The sequence below is a fragment of the Streptomyces sp. NPDC058674 genome (genome assembly GCF_042716505.1).
Lineage (GTDB): Bacteria > Actinomycetota > Actinomycetes > Streptomycetales > Streptomycetaceae > Streptomyces.
Genome location: NZ_JBHXSC010000007.1, coordinates 123,371 through 141,321 on the forward strand (window position 1 = coordinate 123,371; position 17,951 = coordinate 141,321).

General features: G+C 73.5%; 16 protein-coding genes. 11 read left to right on the top strand and 5 right to left on the bottom strand.

Features of this window, described 5'->3' with window-relative positions; all coding sequences use genetic code 11:
- Positions 1 to 33: 33 nt before the first annotated feature.
- The 3 genes from ACFWU6_RS06285 to ACFWU6_RS06295 all read left to right on the top strand — a co-directional run bounded on the left by ACFWU6_RS06285 (position 34) and on the right by ACFWU6_RS06295 (position 3,233).
- Positions 34 to 879 carry a GNAT family N-acetyltransferase gene (locus ACFWU6_RS06285; RefSeq protein WP_383800981.1) on the top strand — a complete coding sequence of 282 codons (846 nt, stop codon included), beginning with the start codon at positions 34 to 36 and terminating at the stop codon, positions 877 to 879.
- Positions 880 to 950: 71 nt separating this feature from the next.
- Positions 951 to 1,493 (top strand): GNAT family N-acetyltransferase, encoded by a 543-nt coding sequence (locus ACFWU6_RS06290; protein WP_383800984.1) that lies wholly within the window; start codon positions 951 to 953, stop codon positions 1,491 to 1,493.
- Positions 1,494 to 1,535: 42 nt separating this feature from the next.
- Entirely contained in the window at positions 1,536 to 3,233 is a 1,698-nt protein-coding gene (locus ACFWU6_RS06295) for a proline--tRNA ligase (protein WP_383978845.1), read from the top strand.
- Between the two features lie 156 nt (positions 3,234 to 3,389).
- Here ACFWU6_RS06295 and ACFWU6_RS06300 read toward each other — a convergent pair whose 3' ends face one another.
- The 4 genes from ACFWU6_RS06300 to ACFWU6_RS06315 are packed head-to-tail and all read right to left on the bottom strand — an operon-like array spanning position 3,390 to position 6,323.
- Positions 3,390 to 4,400, bottom strand: coding sequence for an SPFH domain-containing protein (locus ACFWU6_RS06300; protein ID WP_383978848.1), 1,011 nt, complete (start codon positions 4,398 to 4,400; stop codon positions 3,390 to 3,392).
- A gap of 42 nt (positions 4,401 to 4,442) precedes the next feature.
- Positions 4,443 to 5,345 (bottom strand): aminoglycoside phosphotransferase family protein, encoded by a 903-nt coding sequence (locus ACFWU6_RS06305; RefSeq protein ID WP_383978851.1) that lies wholly within the window; start codon positions 5,343 to 5,345, stop codon positions 4,443 to 4,445.
- Positions 5,346 to 5,361: 16 nt separating this feature from the next.
- The gene (locus ACFWU6_RS06310) at positions 5,362 to 5,820 is read right to left on the bottom strand and encodes a ferritin-like domain-containing protein (RefSeq protein WP_383978854.1); all 459 of its coding nucleotides are present in this window, start codon (positions 5,818 to 5,820) and stop codon (positions 5,362 to 5,364) included.
- The gene (locus ACFWU6_RS06315; protein ID WP_383800997.1) at positions 5,817 to 6,323 is read right to left on the bottom strand and encodes a hypothetical protein; all 507 of its coding nucleotides are present in this window, start codon (positions 6,321 to 6,323) and stop codon (positions 5,817 to 5,819) included. The genes ACFWU6_RS06310 and ACFWU6_RS06315 overlap by 4 nt, the downstream gene beginning before the upstream one ends.
- A gap of 194 nt (positions 6,324 to 6,517) precedes the next feature.
- Here ACFWU6_RS06315 and rimP point away from each other — a divergent pair, with 194 nt between their 5' ends.
- The 8 genes from rimP to ACFWU6_RS06355 all read left to right on the top strand — a co-directional run bounded on the left by rimP (position 6,518) and on the right by ACFWU6_RS06355 (position 15,140).
- Positions 6,518 to 7,030, top strand: a complete 513-nt coding sequence (rimP, locus tag ACFWU6_RS06320; RefSeq protein WP_383978857.1) for a ribosome maturation factor RimP — start codon at positions 6,518 to 6,520, stop codon at positions 7,028 to 7,030.
- Between the two features lie 2 nt (positions 7,031 to 7,032).
- A complete protein-coding gene (nusA, locus tag ACFWU6_RS06325) occupies positions 7,033 to 8,043 on the top strand; it encodes a transcription termination factor NusA (protein ID WP_383801003.1) in 1,011 nt (336 codons plus the stop codon).
- A 177-nt stretch (positions 8,044 to 8,220) separates the two neighbouring features.
- Positions 8,221 to 8,508 (top strand): YlxR family protein, encoded by a 288-nt coding sequence (locus tag ACFWU6_RS06330; RefSeq protein ID WP_383801005.1) that lies wholly within the window; start codon positions 8,221 to 8,223, stop codon positions 8,506 to 8,508.
- Positions 8,509 to 8,656: 148 nt separating this feature from the next.
- Entirely contained in the window at positions 8,657 to 11,788 is a 3,132-nt protein-coding gene (gene infB, locus ACFWU6_RS06335) for a translation initiation factor IF-2 (protein ID WP_383801008.1), read from the top strand.
- Positions 11,789 to 11,966: 178 nt separating this feature from the next.
- Entirely contained in the window at positions 11,967 to 12,260 is a 294-nt protein-coding gene (locus ACFWU6_RS06340; RefSeq protein ID WP_267717480.1) for a DUF503 domain-containing protein, read from the top strand.
- Between the two features lie 36 nt (positions 12,261 to 12,296).
- Positions 12,297 to 12,755 (top strand): 30S ribosome-binding factor RbfA, encoded by a 459-nt coding sequence (gene rbfA / locus ACFWU6_RS06345; protein WP_383801011.1) that lies wholly within the window; start codon positions 12,297 to 12,299, stop codon positions 12,753 to 12,755.
- Positions 12,752 to 13,660, top strand: a complete 909-nt coding sequence (gene truB / locus ACFWU6_RS06350; protein WP_383978860.1) for a tRNA pseudouridine(55) synthase TruB — start codon at positions 12,752 to 12,754, stop codon at positions 13,658 to 13,660. The genes rbfA and truB overlap by 4 nt, the downstream gene beginning before the upstream one ends.
- 523 nt (positions 13,661 to 14,183) lie before the next feature.
- The gene (locus ACFWU6_RS06355) at positions 14,184 to 15,140 is read left to right on the top strand and encodes a bifunctional riboflavin kinase/FAD synthetase (protein WP_383809856.1); all 957 of its coding nucleotides are present in this window, start codon (positions 14,184 to 14,186) and stop codon (positions 15,138 to 15,140) included.
- Positions 15,141 to 15,251: 111 nt separating this feature from the next.
- Here ACFWU6_RS06355 and ACFWU6_RS06360 read toward each other — a convergent pair whose 3' ends face one another.
- On the bottom strand, positions 15,252 to 17,906 hold the full coding sequence (locus ACFWU6_RS06360; RefSeq protein ID WP_383978863.1) for an SCO5717 family growth-regulating ATPase: 2,655 nt from the start codon (positions 17,904 to 17,906) through the stop codon (positions 15,252 to 15,254).
- Between the last annotated feature and the right edge of the window lie 45 nt (positions 17,907 to 17,951).

The following is a 17,951-nucleotide window of genomic DNA, read 5'->3' on the forward strand; positions in this document are numbered from 1 at the left end:
CGGAGATCAGCAGACTTGCATGGTGAGGCCCCAGTGTTGACCCAGACCTCCACCCGGGTCCTCGAACCCAGTGATCTCGACGCCGCGCTCGCGATCCTCGGGCGCGAGCCGGTCGCGAACGCCTTCGTCACCTCGCGGGTCCAGGTCGCCGGACTCGATCCCTGGCGGCTGGGCGGCGAGATGTGGGGCTGGTACGCCGACGGCGAGCTCCGATCGCTCTGCTACGCGGGTGCCAACCTGGTCCCCGTGTGCGCGGAGCCGGACGCCGTACGCGCCTTCGCCGACCGGGCCCGCCGCACCGGCCGCCGCTGCTCCTCCATCGTCGGGCCCGCGGAGGCCACCCGGCTGCTCTGGCGGCTCCTGGAGCCCGCCTGGGGGCCCGCCCGCGACGTCCGCTCCCACCAGCCGCTCATGACCATCGAACAGCCGTCCGCCACGGTCGCGGCCGACCCGCTGGTCCGCCGCGTCCGCAAGGACGAGATGGACATGATCATGCCCGCCTGCGTGGCCATGTTCACCGAGGAGGTCGGCATCTCGCCCATGGTCGGCGACGGCGGCCTCCTCTACCAGGCCAGGGTCGCCGAGCTCGTCGGCAGCGGCCGCTCCTTCGCCCGCGTCGAGGACGGCAAGGTCGTCTTCAAGGCGGAGATCGGCGCCGCCACCCCCCGCGCCTGCCAGATCCAGGGCGTCTGGGTGGACCCCGACTTCCGCGGACGCGGACACTCCGAGACCGGCATGGCCGCCGTCGTCGCCTACGCCCTGCGCGACGTGGCCCCCGTGGTCAGCCTCTACGTCAACGACTTCAACACCGCCGCGCGCGCGTCCTACCGCCGCGTCGGCTTCCGCGAGGTCGGCGCCTTCATGAGCGTGCTGTTCTGACCGCCTCCGGCACCGCGGCGGGACCGCCCGTGCCATACCGGCACGCCCCTACCGCGAAGTAAGGTCGCCGCATGCTGCCTACCGGACTCCGCATCGGCCCCTTCGACCTCGCCGCCCGGGTGGACGAGGCCCTGCGCGTGCAGGCCGTCGCGTTCGGGCTCAGCGAGGAGGAGGTCGGCATCCGGCGCTACATCGTGCAGCGCCACATGGCCTGCCACGGCGCCCGCGCGCTCGGGGCGTTCACCGACGACGGCGCGCTCACCGGCTTCGTGTACGGGATGCCCAACGACCGCTCGCACTGGTGGTCCACCATCGTCGAGCCGCACCTGCGGACCGGCGGACACGAGCACTGGCTTGACGACTCCTTCGTGATCACCGAGCTGCACGTCCACCCCGGCTTCCAGGGCCACGGCGTGGGACGCGCACTGATCACCGCCCTCACCGACGACGCCGCCGAGCCGCGCTCGATCCTCTCCGCCATCGACACCGACAGCCCGGCCCGGGGGCTGTACCGGGCCCTCGGCTACAGCGACCTCGCCCGCCGCGTCCACTTCCCGAGCGCGAGCCTCCCGTACGCCGTCATGGGCGCCGTGCTGCCCCTGCTGCGCCGCTGAAGTCGTTTCCGCCCGCGGCCCGGCCGCCGGTAGCCTCCCCGCATGTCTACGCAACACGTGCAGCGCATGTCCCGCCTCATGGCCAAGACCCTCCGCGAGGACCCGGCGGACGCCGAGACCCTCAGCCACCGGCTCCTGGTCCGCGCCGGCTACGTCCGGCGCAGCTCGGCGGGCGTGTGGACGTGGCTGCCGCTCGGCAAGCGCGTCCTGGACAACGTCTCGCGCGTCGTCCGCGAGGAGATGGACGCGATCGGGGCCCAGGAGGTGCTGCTGCCGGCGCTGCTCCCCAGGGAGCCGTACGAGGTCAGCGGGCGCTGGTCGCAGTACGGCGACCTGCTGTTCCGGCTCAAGGACCGCAAGGGCGCCGACTACCTGCTCGGCCCCACCCACGAGGAGATCTTCACCCTGCTGGTGAAGGACCAGTGCACCTCGTACAAGGACCTGCCGGTCACGCTCTACCAGATCCAGACCAAGTACCGCGACGAGGCCCGGCCCCGGTCCGGGGTGCTGCGGGGGCGCGAGTTCCAGATGAAGGACTCGTACTCCTTCGACGTGTCGGACGAGGGGCTGGAGGAGTCGTACCGCCTGCACCGCCAGGCGTACGTCCGCATCTTCGAGCGGCTCGGCCTGGACCACCGGATCGTGTCCGCCGTCTCGGGGGCGATGGGCGGTTCGGCCTCGGAGGAGTTCCTCGCCCCGGCCGAGGCCGGCGAGGACACCTTCGCGGACTGTCCGGCCTGTGACTACGCGGCCAACACCGAGGCCGTCACCTTCGCCCTGGCCCCCGTCTCCGCGGAGCACCCGGCGGCGGAGGAGGTCGACACCCCCGACACCCCGACCATCGAGACCCTGGCCGCGCACCTGGGCGTCCCGGCCTCCGCGACCCTGAAGAACCTGCTGGTCAAGGTGGACGGCGAGATCGTGGCGGTCGGCGTCCCCGGGGACCGGGAGGTCGACCTCGGCAAGCTCGGCGAACACCTGGCCCCCGCGGTCGTCGAACTCGTCACCGCCGAGGACTTCGCGGACCGGCCCGACCTCGTACGGGGTTACGTCGGACCGCAGGGCCTGGACAAGGTCCGCTACCTGGCCGACCCCCGGGTGGCGCCCGGCACGGCCTGGGTCACCGGCGCCAACCGGGTGGACACCCACGCGCGGAACGTGGTCTGCGGCCGCGACTTCGAGGTGGACCGGTACCTGGACGTGGTGGTCGTGGAGCCGGGCGACCCCTGCCCCTCCTGCGGGACCGGGCTGCGGCTCGACCGGGCGATCGAGATCGGGCACATCTTCCAGCTCGGCCGGAAGTACGCGGACGCCTTCGGGCTCGACGTCCTCGGCCGCGAGGGCAAGCCGGTCCGGGTGACCATGGGCTCGTACGGCATCGGGGTCTCGCGTGCGGTGGCGGCGCTGGCCGAGCAGACGGCGGACGAGCGCGGACTGCGCTGGCCGGCGGCGGTCGCCCCCGCCGACGTGCACGTGGTGGCGGCGGGCAAGGCCGTGCCGCTGGCGCTGGCGGAGCGGGCGGCGGACGCGCTGGCGCGAGCGGGCCGGCGCGTCCTGCTGGACGACCGGCCCGGGCTGTCGCCGGGCGTCAAGCTCACGGACGCGGAGCTGATCGGCGTCCCGTGGATTCTGGTGGCGGGCCGCCGCTCGGCCGAGGACGTGGTCGAGCTCCAGAACCGCGCCACGGGCACCCGTGAGGAGCTCCCGCTGGCGGAGGCCCTCGCCCGCCTGACGCGGTAGCCGGGTGCGGCGCCGTTGCGGGGGCTCCGCCCCCGACAACCCCGCGCCTCGAACGCCGGCGAGGCCGGTACGTCAGCCCCGGCGTTGCAGGTACGGGTCCGGGCAGAGCCCGGGGAACGGGGGAAGCCGGGTAGGGGGCGGGCTCCGCGCAGCGGCCTACCCGCGCGGCCGGTCCGGGTCCGCCGGCGGCGCGTCCAGGTAGAGGCCGTCGCCCGCCGGCCGGTCGAGCGCCGCCGGCGGGGCTTCGCCCGGAGCCGATTCGACCGCGGCCGGCCCGGGGCCCTCGGTGGCCGGGCCGGCCGGGGCCGGGTCTTGGGGAAAGGCAGTCTCCGGTGAGGCCGCCTCGGGGCCCGGGCCCGTCACCGCGGACGGGGCCGCGGCCCCGTGGCCGTGGACCGTCGCCGGAGGCGGAGCCGCGCGCTCCAGGAAGCGCAGCAGTTCCACCGGGAACGGCAGGACGAGCGTGGAGTTCTTCTCCGCGGCCACCGCCACCACCGTCTGGAGCAGCCGCAGCTGGAGCGCCGCGGGCTGCTCCGACATGACCTCCGCCGCCTCGGCCAGCTTGTGCGAGGCCTGGAGTTCCGCGTCCGCGTTGATCACGCGGGCGCGGCGCTCGCGGTCGGCCTCCGCCTGCCGGGCCATGGACCGCTTCATCGTCTCCGGCAGGGACACGTCCTTGATCTCGACCCGGTCGATCTGCACGCCCCAGCCCACCGCCGGGCTGTCGATCATCAGCTCCAGGCCCTGGTTGAGCATCTCCCGGTTGGAGAGCAGGTCGTCCAGGTCCGACTTGCCGATGATCGACCGCAGCGAGGTCTGCGCCATCTGCGAGACGGCGAAGCGGTAGTCCTCCACCGCCACGACGGCGCTGGCCGGATCGACGACCTTGAAGTAGACGACGGCGTCCACCCGCACCGTGACGTTGTCCCGGGTGATGCCCTCCTGGGCCGGCACCGGCAGCGTCACGATCTGCATGTTGACCTTGCGCAGGCGGTCCACGCCCGGGACGACCGTGGTGAAACCGGGGCCCCGGATCTCCTCGCGGAGCCGACCGAAGCGGAAGACCAGCCCCCGCTCGTACTGCTTCACCACCCGGGCGGCGAAGCCCACGTAGACCGCGACGCCCGCACCGGCGGCGATCACCGCTGTCAGCAGTTCCTCGACCATGGCAGCCCCCTGCCCGACATACCTCTGTATGTACGGTATGCCCTACAACCAGGCCGCGAACTCCAGGAGCAGCTCCGCGTCCCGGCGGCGGCCCGCGGCCAGCGCCCTGTTCCCTGATTCGACCGCCCGGAACAGAGTCCAGCCCCTCAGCCGGTCGCGGTCCACCTCCAGCGAGTCGGCCAGCCGGTTGACCCGCCGCCGGGCGCCCGCCGCCCCCGCCGAGGAGGCCATCTGGTCCTCCAGCCGGTCCCGCACCAGCCGCGCCAGGTCGTACGCCCGGTCGCCCACCAGCGGGTCCGGGCCCACCGCCAGCCACGGCGCCCGCTCGCCCGCGAGCACCTTGCCCTGCCGGAAGTTCCCGTGCAGCAGCAGTTCCTCGCCGGGCAGCGCCGTCAGCTCGGCGCGCACCGCCAGGGCCGACTCCGCCAGCGGCCGTACCTCCTGCGGCGCAGCGCGCAACGCCGCCGACTGCTGCTCCGTGCGCTCCGCCACCGTCTCCAGACCGTGTCCGGCCGGGGGCGCCACCCAGAGCCTGCGCAGGGTGCCGCAGGCCTCCAGGAGGGCCTTCGCGTCAGGGAGGGAGCGCAGGGACACCTCCGGGTGCAGGCGCTCCAGCAGGAGCGCCCCGTCCTCGTCGTGGTGGCGGGTGTCGAGCACCCGTACGGCCCCGAAGCCGCCCCAGTGCGCCAGCGCGGTCAGCTCCCGGTCGGACCGGGCGTGCGGGGGTGCGAGCTTCAGGGCGGCCGGGGTCCCGTCGGCGTACCGGACGAGGACGACCAGGCTGCTCCGGCCGCCCGGGGCCTGGACCCGCTGGGCCTGCAGCCCGCGCCGGGACAGCGCGCCCTCGGCGAGTGCGGGCAACTGCCCCAGCCAGCCCGCGTCCTGAGCCGTTTCCGGCATCTCGCCGAGCGCCCGTACAAGCCGCTGCGGCGGTTCGAAAGCCATGCGTGCGTGGTCCCTTTCAGCCGGTCCGGGCTCGTCCGGAGCGTTCCGCCAGCCCAGGGAAGGCTACGCCGACACCGCGCCAGCGTGCCGCGCGCAGGGCCGCGGCGCTCAGCGCGTCGGCCGCCTCGCGGCGCAGCGGGCCCTCCGCCGAGCGCACCAGGTCGGAGTACGCGCCGGCCACCCGGTCCTCGATCTCGGCGGCCAGCCGCTCGGCGTCGCCGGGCGTGCGCACCGCGAACGGCAGCGTGTACGCCGCCTCCGACGGCCGGGGCGATCCGCCCAGTTCCCGCACCGTCCGGGTGAGCGCGTCGCGCCGGGCGAGGTGGGCGCCGTGCGCCTCCCGGGCCTCGTTGGCCCGCTCGGGGGCGGTACGGGCGCCGATCACGCCGTAGCCGTACGCGGCCGCGTGCTCGGCTGCGAGGGCCGCCTGCGCGGCCTCCAGGGGCCGTCCGGCGGGGGTGGGTGCGGGGGTCACGCCTTGGCTCCCGGGGTCGAGGTCAGCAGGTACGCGTGCACGGCGCCGCAGGCCGCCACCGAGGCCAGCATCCGGGCCAGCTCCCCGGGGGCCCCGGCCAGGTCGATGGTCCGGGACTCGGAGAGCCCGCGCTCGGCGTCCGCGAGGGCGGCCAGGGCGTCGGCGGCCTGCGGGGGCACCGGCCCGCCCCCGCCGGCGGAGGGCGCCGCCGCCCCCGTGCCGCCGGACGGGGAGGGGGACGCGGACGGGGAGCCGGCGGAAGCGGGGGACAGGGCCGCCGCGTGCTCCGCGACGGCGGCGCGCAGCGGAGCGAGCCGCTGCGCCAGGGCCGGATGGGCGGCCGCCGTGGTGTCGTAACGTTCCAGCAGCCGCTCGCTGTCACGAACGGCCGCTTCCCGCATCCGCCGTTCGAGTGGCAGCGCGATGTCGCCGCCGGACGGCCCGCCGTCCGAACACCCGGACAGCAGCACGGAGCCGGCCGCACCGGCCGCACCGGCGAGCACGCTTCTTCGCGAGGGTCTCAAAGACGGGGTCCAGGGCACGGCGGCGTCCTCGGGGGTGCGGCGGGGCAGGGTGTGATCACGGTACCCGGGCCCCCGTCCACAGGGCGGACGGCAACACCCTCCGCGACCGGATACCCTTTGACCTGACGCACGACGGAAACCACAACAGCACACGCGGCCGAGGAGTCACCCGGATGAGCACCACCCAGAGCGACAGGCTGCGCGCATTGCTGGAGCCGCTCGTCGCCGCCAAGAGCCTGGACCTCGAGGACATCGAGCTCTCCAAGGCGGGCAAGCGCCGGATGCTGCGGATCATCGTGGACTCCGACGAAGGCGTGGAGCTGGACGCGTGCGCAGAGCTGAGCCGTGAGATCTCCGACCAGCTCGACGAGTCCGACGCGATGGGCGACGACGAGTACGTCCTCGAAGTCAGCTCGCCGGGCGCGGACCGCCCGCTCACCGAGCACCGCCACTACGTTCGGGCGATCGGCCGCCTCGTGAAGTTTCAGCTGTCCGGCGAAGGTGAAAAGGGTGCCGGAGAACTGGTCGCCCGCATCCTCGACGTGGACGACGAGGGGCTGGACCTCGAAGTACCGGGCGTGAAGGGCCGCAAGGCGACCGCCCGCCGCATTGCTTTCACCGACATCGCCAAGGCGCGTGTCGAGATCGAGTTCAACCGCAAGGACAAGAAGGAAGAGGAGGCGTAGTCGTGGACATCGACATGAGTGCCCTGCGGGGTCTGGTCCGGGAGAAGGAGATCTCCTTCGACCTGCTCGTCGAAGCGATCGAGTCGGCGCTCCTCATCGCGTACCACCGGACCGACGGGAGCTTCCGCCGCGCACGCGTCGAGCTGGACCGCACCAACGGTCACGTGGTCGTGTGGGCGACGGAGGACCCGAGGGACCTCGAAGAGGGCCAGGAGCCCAAGGAGTTCGACGACACCCCGTCGGACTTCGGCCGGATCGCCGCGACGACCGCCAAGCAGGTGATCCTCCAGCGTCTGCGCGACGCCGAGGACGACCTGACCTTCGGCGAGTTCGCGGGCCGCGAGGGCGACGTCATCACCGGCGTCGTGCAGCAGGGCAAGGACCCCAAGAACGTCCTGGTCGACATCGGCAAGCTGGAGGCCATCCTGCCGGTGCAGGAGCAGGTTCCGGGCGAGGAGTACACGCACGGACTGCGCCTCAAGGCGTACGTCGTGCGGGTGGCCAAGGGTGTCCGCGGTCCGTCCGTGACCCTGTCGCGGACCCACCCGAACCTGGTGAAGAAGCTCTTCTCGCTGGAGGTCCCGGAGATCGCCGACGGCAGCGTCGAGATCTCGGCGATCGCCCGTGAGGCCGGTCACCGCACCAAGATCGCCGTCCGGTCCACCCGCTCGGGCCTGAACCCGAAGGGCGCCTGCATCGGCCCGATGGGCAGCCGCGTGCGCAACGTGATGGCCGAGCTGCACGGCGAGAAGATCGACATCGTCGACTGGTCGGACGACCCGGCAGAGATGGTCGCGAACGCGCTGTCGCCCGCGCGGGTGAGCGAGGTCGAGGTCGTCGACTGGGACACCCGCTCCGCCCGGGTGACCGTGCCGGACTACCAGCTGTCGCTGGCCATCGGCAAGGAGGGCCAGAACGCCCGCCTCGCCGCCCGCCTCACCGGCTGGCGCATCGACATCCGTCCCGACACCGAGGTGCCCCCGGGCGCCGACCGGGCCGCGGACGGGGAATAAACCGGTACCGGGCGGGGCTTCCCGAACGGTAGACAGGGACACGGACGCCGTGCGCCGGGGCCCCCAGCGGGGGTTCCGGCGGCTTCCACGGCGGATCGGGACACAGCAGATCGCGACAACATCCGTTCGATTTTTCACCTGAAGAGGTGAGGTCGGTGCGGGGAGGTAGACTTAGGCGTGTCTGGCCGGACGCAAGCCCGCGCATGCCCCGAACGCACCTGTGTGGGGTGTCGGGAGCGAGCGGCCAAGAATGATCTGCTGCGCATCGTGGCGGTCGGGGACGAATGCGTCCCCGATCCACGCGGTACGCTGCCCGGCCGGGGTGCCTACGTGCACCCCGCCGTGGTCTGCCTCGACCAGGCGGTCCGCCGCCGCGCGTTCCCCCGGGCCCTCCGGTCCGCCGGAGTGCTCGACACGGTGGAACTGCGCAAGGCCGTGACCGTTCAGGCCGAGGCGACACCGTAAGACGTAGAACGGCACGGATACCCCGTGCGGTCAGGTACCTCGCGAGTTGGAAGTAGGTCGAGATTGCGATGAGCACTCGATGAGTACGCGATGAGTACGCCCATGAAGTAGCAACGGTCCGGCGTAACCCGGACCTAAAAGGAGCGAAGTGGCTAAGGTCCGGGTATATGAACTCGCCAAGGAGTTCGGAGTTGAGAGCAAGGTCGTCATGGCCAAGCTCCAGGAACTCGGTGAGTTCGTCCGTTCGGCGTCCTCGACCATCGAGGCGCCGGTCGTACGCAAGTTGACCGACGCGCTGCAGGGCCCCGGCGGCAACGCCGGCAAGTCCGCAGCGAAGCCGGGTGCGCCCCGCAAGGCAGCATCCGCCAAGCCCGGGGCCCCGACCCCGGGTGCAGTTGCACGTCCCGGAGCGCCCAAGCCCGGCGCCCCGGCCCCCAAGCCGGCCGTCGCGGAGGCCCCGGCCCCCGCAGCGTCCGCACCGGTGACCCCGGCCGCCTCCGGCCCGCGTCCCGGCCCGAAGGCCCCGGCCGCCCCGAAGCCCGCCCCGGCGGCTCCCGTGGTGACCGAGTTCTCCGCGCCTCCGGCGGCCCCGGCCGCCCCGGCGCGCACCGAGCGTCCCGCCGCCGCGGCCCCCGGCCCCCGTCCGGCGCAGCAGCGTCCGGCCCAGGGCCAGGGTGGCCAGGCCGGTGCCCGTCCCGGCGCCCCGCGTCCGGCCGGCACCGCTCCCGGTGCCCCGTCGCAGCGTCCCGCGGGCCCCGGCTCGCAGGCCCCGCGCCCCCAGGGCGCCCGTCCGGCCGGTCCCCGTCCGGGCAACAACCCCTTCACCTCTGGTGGCTCCACCGGCATGGCGCGCCCGCAGGCGCCCCGTCCGGCCGGCGCTCCCCGTCCCGGCGCCCCCGGCGCCGGCGGCGGCCAGGGTGCTCCGCGTCCGCAGGGCGGCCCCGGCGGCGCTCCGCGTCCGCAGGGCGCGGGCCGTCCCACCCCGGGCGGCATGCCCCGTCCGCAGGGCGGCGCCCCGCGTCCCGGCGGTGCTCCCGGTGGAAACCGCCCCAACCCGGGCATGATGCCGCAGCGTCCCGCTGCCGGTGGTCCCGGTCCCCGTCCCGGCGGCGGCCCCGGCGGCCGCGGTCCCGGTGCGGGCGGCGCAGGCCGTCCCGCCGGCGGCGGCGCCCGTCCCGGTGGCGGCGGCTTCGCCGGCCGTCCGGCCGGTCCGGGCTCGCGTCCCGGCGGCGGCGGCGGCTTCGGCGGTCCCCGTCCCGGTGGCGGCGGCTTCGGCGGCGGTCCGGCCGGTGCCGGTGGCGGCGGTCGTCCCGGCTTCGGCGGGCGTCCCGGTGGTCCCAATGCCCGTGGTGGCACGCAGGGTGCCTTCGGCCGTCCCGGCGGTCCGGCGCGTCGTGGTCGCAAGTCCAAGCGCCAGCGTCGCCAGGAGTACGAGGCCATGCAGGCCCCGTCCGTCGGCGGCGTGATGCTGCCGCGTGGTCACGGCGAGACCGTTCGCCTGTCGCGCGGTGCGTCCCTCACCGACTTCGCGGAGAAGATCAACGCCAACCCGGCGTCGCTCGTCGCCGTGATGATGAACCTCGGCGAGATGGTCACTGCCACGCAGTCCGTCTCCGACGAGACGCTCGAGATGCTGGCCGGCGAGATGAACTACGTCGTTCAGATCGTCAGCCCGGAGGAAGAGGACCGCGAGCTCCTCGAGGGCTTCGACATCGAGTTCGGCGAGGACGAGGGCGGCGAGGAGTTCCTCATGCCGCGTCCGCCGGTCGTGACCGTCATGGGTCACGTCGACCACGGTAAGACCCGACTGCTCGACGCCATCCGCAAGACGAACGTCGTTGCGGGCGAGGCCGGCGGCATCACGCAGCACATCGGTGCGTACCAGGTCGGTACCGAGGTCAACGGTGAAGAGCGCAAGATCACCTTCATCGACACCCCGGGTCACGAGGCGTTCACCGCCATGCGTGCCCGTGGTGCCAAGTCGACCGACATCGCGATCCTCGTGGTCGCGGCCAACGACGGCGTCATGCCGCAGACGATCGAGGCGCTCAACCACGCCCAGGCCGCCGGCGTCCCGATCGTCGTCGCGGTCAACAAGATCGACGTCGAGGGTGCCGACCCGGTCAAGGTGCGCGGTCAGCTCACCGAGTTCGGTCTGGTCGCCGAGGAGTACGGCGGCGACACGATGTTCGTCGACATCTCCGCCAAGCAGGGTCTGCACATCGACTCCCTGCTGGAGGCCGTCGTCCTCACCGCCGACGCCTCGCTCGACCTGCGCGCCAACCCGGAGCAGGACGCTCAGGGTATTGCGATCGAGTCCCACCTCGACCGCGGCCGCGGTGCCGTCGCCACCGTCCTCGTCCAGCGCGGTACCCTCCGCGTCGGCGACACGATGGTCGTGGGCGACGCCTACGGCCGAGTGCGCGCCATGCTCGACGACAAGGGCAACAACGTCGAGGAAGCGGGTCCCGCGACCCCCGTCCTGGTCCTGGGTCTCACCAACGTCCCCGGCGCCGGCGACAACTTCCTCGTCGTCGACGAGGACCGCACCGCCCGTCAGATCGCCGAGAAGCGTGCTGCGCGAGAGCGCAACGCCAACTTCGCCAAGCGCGTCCGCCGGGTGTCCCTGGAAGACCTCGACTCGGTCCTCAAGGCCGGTCTCGTCCAGGAACTCAACCTCATCATCAAGGGCGACGCGTCCGGTGCGGTGGAGGCCCTCGAGTCCTCGCTGCTCCAGCTCGACGTCGGCGAAGAGGTCGACATCCGCATCCTGCACCGCGGTGTGGGTGCGGTCACCGAGTCCGACATCAACCTGGCGATGGGCTCCGACGCCATCGTCATCGGCTACAACGTCCGTGCGGCCGGCCGTGCCGCGCAGATGGCGGAGCGCGAGGGTGTCGACGTCCGCTACTACTCGGTGATCTACCAGGCCATCGAGGAGATCGAGGCGGCCCTCAAGGGTCTCCTCAAGCCGGAGTACGAAGAGGTCGAGCTCGGTACGGCGGAGGTCCGCGAGGTCTTCCGCTCGTCGAAGCTGGGCAACATCGCCGGTGTCCTCATCCGGTCCGGCGAGGTCAAGCGCAACACCAAGGCGCGGCTCCTGCGCGATGGCAAGGTCATCGCCGAGAGCCTCACCATCTCGGGTCTGCGCCGCTTCAAGGACGACGTCACCGAGATCCGCGAAGGCTTCGAGGGCGGTATCAACCTCGGAAACTTCAACGACATCAAGATCGACGACGTCATCGCGACGTACGAGATGCGCGAGAAGCCCCGCGCGTAAGCGCGAGGCGGTTCGCACCGTGTCGTAACACCGGGGCCGGTCGGCGGAATATCCGTCGATCGGCCCCGGCCGTTGCGTGTACGGTTCTGGTGACCCGGCCGCACGGCGGCGGGGTGATCCTGCCGGGCGAGGGCCCGGCAGGCCACCGAACCCGCACCGGCGGGACATCCGGAACTGCATGTACGTGGGGACTCTGTCCTTCGATCTGCTCCTCGGCGACGTCCACTCGCTGAAGGAGAAACGCTCCGTCGTCCGGCCCATCGTGGCCGAGCTCCAGCGCAAGTTCTCCGTGAGCGCGGCTGAAGTGGGCGACCAGGACCTGCACCGCAGGGCCCGACTCGGGGTCGCTCTGGTGAGTGGGGACGCGGGGTTCCTCTCGGACGTACTGGACCGCTGCGAGCGGCTGGTCGCGGCACGTCCGGAAGTGGAGCTGCTGTCCGTACGACGGCGCTTCCACGGTGATGAAGACTGATTGCTTGTCTGCAAGGAAAAAGAAGGAGACGGACCAGTGGCCGACAATGCGCGGGCGAAGAAGCTGGCGGACCTCATCCGGGAGGTGGTGGCCGAGAAGCTGCAGCGCGGTGTCAAGGACCCCCGCCTCGGTACGCACGTGACCATCACGGACACCCGGGTCACCGGCGACCTGCGGGAGGCCACGGTCTTCTACACGGTCTACGGCGACGACGAGGACCGGGCCAGCGCGGCAGCGGGCCTGGAGAGCGCCAAGGGCGTACTGCGCTCCGCGGTCGGCCGGGCGGCGGGCACCAAGTTCACGCCCACCCTGACCTTCGTCGCGGACGCCCTCCCGGAGAACGCCAAGACCATCGAGGACCTCCTCGAGAAGGCGCGTACCTCCGACGCCCAGGTGCGCGAGGTCTCCTCCGGCGCGAAGTACGCCGGCGAGGCCGACCCGTACAAGAAGCCGGGCGAGGACGACGACTCCGACGAGGACGCAGCCGCGGAATGAGCACCGAAGCAGGGAAGACTCCGGACGGCCTTGTCATCGTCGACAAGCCGTCCGGTTTCACTTCGCACGACGTGGTCGCGAAGATGCGCGGGATCGCCAGGACCCGACGCGTCGGCCACGCCGGCACCCTCGACCCGATGGCCACGGGCGTGCTGGTCCTGGGCGTCGAGAAGGCCACCAAGCTCCTCGGCCACCTCGCGCTCACGGAGAAGGAGTACCTCGGCACGATCCGGCTGGGCCAGAACACCCTGACGGACGACGCCGAAGGCGAGATCACCTCCTCGGTGGACGCCGCCGGGGTCACCCGGGAAGCCGTGGACGCGGGCATCGCCAAGCTGTCCGGCGAGATCATGCAGGTCCCGTCGAAGGTCAGCGCCATCAAGATCAAGGGAGTGCGCTCCTACAAGCGGGCCCGCGACGGCGAGGACTTCGAGATCCCGGCCCGGCCGGTCACCGTCTCATCGTTCCAGGTGTACGACATGCGCCAGGCGGAGGCCGAGGACGGCACCAAGGTCGTCGACCTGGTGGTCTCCGTGGTCTGCTCCAGCGGTACGTACATCCGCGCCCTCGCCCGTGACCTCGGCGGGGACCTCGGCGTCGGCGGGCACCTCACCGCGCTCCGGCGCACCCGGGTGGGCCCGTACAAGATCGACCGGGCGCGGACGCTGGACCAGCTCCAGGAGGAGCTGACCGTCATGCCGATCGGCGAGGCGGCCGCGGCCGCCTTCCCGCGCTGGGACCTGGACGCACGACGGGCCTCGCTGCTGGCCAACGGCGTGCGGATCGAGATGCCGGAGGCGTACGCGGCCGGCCGGACGGTCGCGGTCTACGGGCCGGACGGGCAGCTGCTCGGACTCGTCGAGAGCAAGGGCGGCAAGGCGAAGTCCCTCGCGGTCTTCGTCTGAGCCGCGGTCCCGGGCCGGGACCCGAGGCCGGGTTCCGGGTCCCGGCAGGGGATGGGGGTCCGGGGTCTGAGGCCGGGGCGGACGGGCCGAGGCCCGGTTGCGTGCCCCTTCGGGGGCGGCAACCGGGCCTCCGTCGTCTCGACGTGGAGCGGCGAGCGCACAGCTGTGGCCGCTCGCCGCTCCACGACCCCCCTCGGGTAGGTCTCTATCCACCCCGACCGCTCTATTCACCCTTCCGAGCAGGCGCGCGGAGTGAATGGAGGGAGCGCAAGGGGGCGCGTTCGCCGCACTGATGACGCCCGGACCGGTCCGGCGCGCAGGCGGCCTCCGACGGAACACCTCGCGCACCGCCCCGGGGCCGCCCCGCACGCGGCGCGGCCCCGGACGCGACGTGACGATCCGGCACGGTGGTCGGCCGACTCCGACGCCGATGCGGGGCACCGGGCACGGGCATGGCAGTCTTAGACCTGCAATCGGCAATCGGTACAGGGTCCTACACGGGTTCGGGCGAGGAGCGGTCACAGTGCAGCGCTGGCGTGGCTTGGAGGACATCCCCCAGGACTGGGGACGCAGCGTCGTCACCATCGGCTCCTACGACGGTGTGCACCGGGGCCACCAGCTGATCATCGGGCGGGCGGTGGCGAAGGCGCGCGAGCTCGGCGTCCCGTCCGTCGTCGTCACCTTCGACCCGCACCCGAGCGAGGTCGTCCGCCCCGGCAGCCACCCGCCGATCCTGGCCCCGTACGACCGGCGCGCCGAGCTGATGGCCGGTCTGGGCGTGGACGCGCTGCTGATCCTGCCGTTCACCGCGGAGTTCTCCCAGCTGTCCCCGGCCGACTTCATCGTGAAGGTGCTCGTCGACAAGCTGCACGCGCGCGCCGTCATCGAGGGCCCGAACTTCCGCTTCGGCCACCGGGCCGCCGGGGACGTCGACTTCCTGCGCGAGCTGGGCGCGACCTACGACTACGAGGTCGAGGTCGTGGACCTCGTCGTGCGCGGGGCGGCGGGCGGCGGAGTGCCCTTCTCCTCGACCCTGGCCCGCAGGCTCGTCGGCGAGGGCGACATGGACGGCGCGGCCGAGATCCTCGGCCGCCCGCACCGGGTCGAGGGCGTCGTGGTGCGCGGCGCGCAGCGCGGGCGCGAGCTCGGCTACCCCACGGCGAACGTCGAGACCAGGCCGCACACGGCGATCCCGGCCGACGGCGTGTACGCGGGCTGGCTGACCGCGGACGGCGAGCGGATGCCCGCGGCGATCTCGGTCGGCACGAACGTGCAGTTCGACGCGACCGAGCGGACCGTGGAGGCGTACGCCATCGACCGGGTCGGGCTGGACCTGTACGGCCTGCACGTGGCCGTCGACTTCCTCGCCTACGTACGCGGGATGGCGAAGTTCGAATCGCTGGACGGGCTGCTGGAGGCCATCGCCGACGACGTGAAGCAGGCCCGGGCACTGACCGGGTCCTACGACACGGAGCACTGACGCCGCTGCGGCGGTACCGCAGCAACGGGCGAGGGCCCGTACCGCCCCGGGGGCGGTACGGGCCCTTCTCGCTGTCGTCGCCGCGGGCCGCGCGGCGCGGGCCGCCCGCCGTCAGCCGAGCCGGGGGTCGCGCGGCGGCTGGGCCGGCTGCGGGGGGTGCTGCTGTGGGGCGGACGGCTGCTGCCAGGGCTGACCGGGCTGCGGGTAGGGCTGCTGGGATTGGGGCTGCTGGGGTTGCTCGTACGGGCCCTGGGGCCGGCCGTACGGCGCCTGGTGGGGCTGCGGCGGCTGCGGCTGCGGGGCCCGGTGCTGCTGCGGGGCTCCCCAATGGCCCTGCGGAGCCTGCTGCTGCGCCCGGACGAAGTCCTCGGCGACCAGGGCGGAGAGGTTGAAGTACGCCTCGCGGGTCTTGGGACGCATCATGTCGAGGTCGACTTCGGCGCCGGCGGCGAGGTGCTCGTCGAACGGCACCACGACCACGCCGCGGCAACGCGTCTCGAAGTGCTGCACGATGTCCTCGACCTTGATCATCTTGCTCGTCTCGCGGACTCCGGAGATCACGGTGAGGGAGCGCGAGACGAGGTCGGCGTACCCGTGGGCGGAGAGCCAGTCGAGGGTGGTGCTGGCGCTGCTCGCGCCGTCCACCGACGGCGTCGAGATGATGATCAGCTGATCGGCCAGGTCCAGGACGCCGCGCATGGCGGAGTAGAGGAGGCCGGTGCCCGAGTCGGTGAGGACGATCGGGTACTGGCGGCCGACGGTGTCGATGACGCGGCGGTAGTCCTCGTCGTTGAAGGTCGTCGAGACGGCCGGGTCCACGTCGTTGGCGATGATCTCCAGGCCGGAGGGCGCCTGCGAGGTGAACCGCCGGATGTCCATGTACGAGTGCAGGTACGGGATCGCCTGGACCAGGTCCCGGATCGTGGCGCCCGTCTCGCGGCGGACACGGCGGCCGAGGGTGCCCGCGTCGGGGTTCGCGTCGATGGCCAGGATTTTGTCCTGGCGCTCGGTGGCGAGGGTGGCGCCGAGGGCGGTGGTGGTCGTGGTCTTGCCGACACCGCCCTTGAGGCTGATCACGGCGATGCGGTAGCAGGACATCACCGGGGTGCGGATCAGCTCCAGCTTGCGCTGGCGCTCCGCTTCGGCCGCCTTGCCGCCGAAGCGGAACCGGCCGCCGACGCCGCCGTTGCCGCCGCTGTTGTTCTTCGGTTTCTGCTTGGCGCGCAGCAGGCGGTCGGAGGACAGCTCCACGGCCGCGGTGTAGCCGAGCGGCGCACCGCCGGTGGCGTGCCCGGAGGCATGGTGTGGCTCGTGCGGCTGCGGTCCGCCGGTGGGCCACTGGGCGCCGGAGCGGGGATCGTGCTGCGGGGCCTGCGGTTGGGGCGGGTAGGGGTACGCGTCCTGCGGGGCGAAGCCGGCGGGCGGGGCCGCGGGCTCCTCACCCGGTCCCCCGAAGGGGTGGTCGGCGCCGACTGCCCCGAACGGGGTGGGCGCGGGGCGGTCCGCCGGATCGGGGGCGGGGGCGGCGTACGGGCCGACCGCGTCCTGGACCGGCGCCGGAACCCCGGAGCCGGGGAACGGGGCCGCGGGGCCGGGGGCCGCCGGGGTGTACGGGCCGGGCGCGGGCACCCCGGTCGGGTGTCCCGCGTACGGGGCCGGTGCCGGGGCCGCGTACGGGTGGGGCACGGACCCCTCGGCCGGAGCCTGGGACCGGTACGGGCCCGCCTGCTCGCCCGCGACCGGCGCCGGGGCTGCGGGGCCGGGGGAGGAGTACGGCGCGGGCGCGGTGGCGCCTGGCTCAGCGGCCGGGGCCGAGGCCGGGTACGGGGCCGGCGGCTCCGCGGCGACCGCGTCCGCACCGTCGGCTGCGGGTGCCGGGGTCCCCAAGGACTCGGGGGCCGCCTCGCCCTGAGCCGGGGCCCGGAACGGTGCCGGAGGTTCGACGGAGTCCCGGGGCTCGGTCCGGAACGCGGCCGGGGGCTCGATCCGTGCCGACGCGGGTGCCGGAGCCCCGCCGGGGGCCGGAGCCGGGATCTGTGCGGGGGCCGAAGGCTCAGCCGAAGCGGGAGCCGCGCCCTGGGCCGGAGTCGGCGGCTCGACCGGAGACTGACCCGGAACCGGGGCGTGGCCGGGGGGCGCAGGCTCGCCGGGAGCGGGGTCCTGGGCCTGGAACGGGGTCGGCGGCTCGACCGAAGCGGGAGTCCCGCCCTGGGCCGGGGCCGACGCCTGGAACGGGGCCGAGTCCGAACCCGGAGCCGACGCCGAACCCGGAGTCGAAGCGGGGGCCGGCGTCTGGGACGGGGGCTGGGCCTGGGGCCGGTACGGCGTCGGGGGCTCCGCCGCCGGCGGGGCTGCCGTCTCCGGTGCGCCGGGAGCCGGGGCCGCGGCCGCGTACGGGTCGGCCGCGGGTGCCCCGGCCTCCGCGGGCGGGACGGACGCCCCGGGCGCCACCAGCGGAACCGGAGCCGGAGCGGCGGCGGCCGGCGCCACCGGCGCGGGCAGGCCCGTACCGTCCGACGGGGCCCGGGGCGCCGGCGGAGCGATCCGCATCGTCGGGGGCGAGGTCACGTCCGAGGGCCGGTGCGGTTCGAAACCGCTCCCCTCGGGCAGTCCCGGCACCGCGGCCGGAGCCGCACCCTGCGTGTACCAGGCCGGCGGGGTGTAGTCGATGGTGAACTCGCCCGTCAGCTCGGGCTCCGCGTCGGACTGATCGTCCGTCGGGACGTCCCACGTCCCGCCGCGCGTCTCGTTCCGATCGCCGCTCACTGGTCCTCCTGGTCTGTCGAACACCGGTCCGGCGCCCACCTCGAC